Source organism: Sulfurimonas sp. (assembly GCF_032250635.1).
Lineage (GTDB): Bacteria > Campylobacterota > Campylobacteria > Campylobacterales > Sulfurimonadaceae > Sulfurimonas.
Genome location: NZ_JAVVFL010000278.1, coordinates 1 through 1363, shown reverse-complemented (window position 1 = coordinate 1363; position 1363 = coordinate 1). Strand labels below are relative to the sequence as shown.

The window sequence follows — 1363 nt, the reverse complement described above, 5'->3', positions numbered from 1 at the left end:
TTTTACAGCTTCATTCGCTTCCCACGGCATAACCTCTACGCCATCACGAGCCAATATTCTCTCAAATATAAAAGGCTCAAGCGTAATTGTCTTATCGCCCCTTTTTATCTCTGCTTTTAAAATTCCCTGTCTAAATGCCTGTCCAAAAAGAGCATGGTTTGATCTGTTTATGACGTTAACACTAAAACCGTCACTCTTTTTTGAGAGCTTAAAGTCAATGTATTCTCCCATGTTCGTGCTTTTGTGGTAAATCCCCGCAATACCGTGATACGCATGTGTTTTTGTCTCATGTATTGTGACTTTTGAGCCGATAACCTGCGGCATATGGCACGTAACACAGCTATTTTTGTCATCTTTGCTTATTAGTGCGTCAAGCATCGTTATGTCAAAACCGTGATCGTTGTTTGTATGAGAGTGGCATCCCATACAGACGTTTCCGCTATAGTAGTTTTCGTTGTCATAGTCAATCTTGTGATATGGAGAGCTCTTTGGCTCCTTTTTTAATCCAAACCATGAGGACTCTATCTCATACTCTGCGTTACCTTTTTTACCCTCTTGAGCGGTATAGTATTCGCGCTTTTTCTCAACTAAAATATTACTGTTTGAACTCTCACCCACTTGAACATCTTTTATGCTGTGACAGTACATACAAGAGATGGGCTCTTCTACCTGAGTCTCATTTTTTGTAACGACTCCGCTTTGAAGAGCCTCTAAATCACTTGGAGAGTGGCACTTTGCGCAAGTGTACCCCTTCTCATCTTTTGGGTGTTTCTCCCACATAGCTTTATGGATTGGATTGTTATAAATAGATGCGTTGCGGTGAGAAGATTCGTAATACTCACCATAGATTACCGGGTGGCAAGTCTGACACACCTTGCTCCCGCTTGCCTCTAAGTGAGTTGCAAATAAAATTGCACTTAGCAATAAAAAAAAATAACGCATTCTTCTCTCCGTGGATTAAAATTTAAGTATTTTAACTAAGCGAAGAGCTCTTGGCGTTGATATAGGTCAGTTCTGTCTCTGTTTTTAAAAAAACTCTCTTAGAGCCTCTTTGTCTGCAAATTTGGTTTTGACATTGATTATCTCTTTGTCCTTGAAAAACTTAAGTATTCTGGAGAGTGTTTCAGGCGAGACACCGAGTATCTCGGCTATCTCTATGTTTTTAGTCTCAAAAAAATCTTCCGAATGGTTGTAGATATATTTAGCGACTCTCTCTTTTGAGTCTAGAACCAAGTTGGTAGATATAATATTTTCAAGGTTTTTAATCTTTTTGATAAGGGAGGTTTGAATATTAAACGCCATGTTAGGGTTTGAAAAGATGACCTCTTTTAGCTTCTCAAAGTCAATTTTTAAAATTTCGACA

The 1363-nt window shown here is 38.7% G+C and carries 2 protein-coding genes; both read right to left on the bottom strand.

Annotated elements, in window-relative coordinates; translation table 11 throughout:
- A partial coding sequence (locus tag RQ763_RS11740) for a multiheme c-type cytochrome (RefSeq protein ID WP_314153177.1) occupies positions 1-942 on the bottom strand: 942 nt, incomplete at its 3' end.
- A gap of 84 nt (positions 943-1026) precedes the next feature.
- Positions 1027-1363 (bottom strand): Crp/Fnr family transcriptional regulator (locus RQ763_RS11735; RefSeq protein WP_314153176.1); only part of this gene is annotated, 337 nt, incomplete at its 5' end.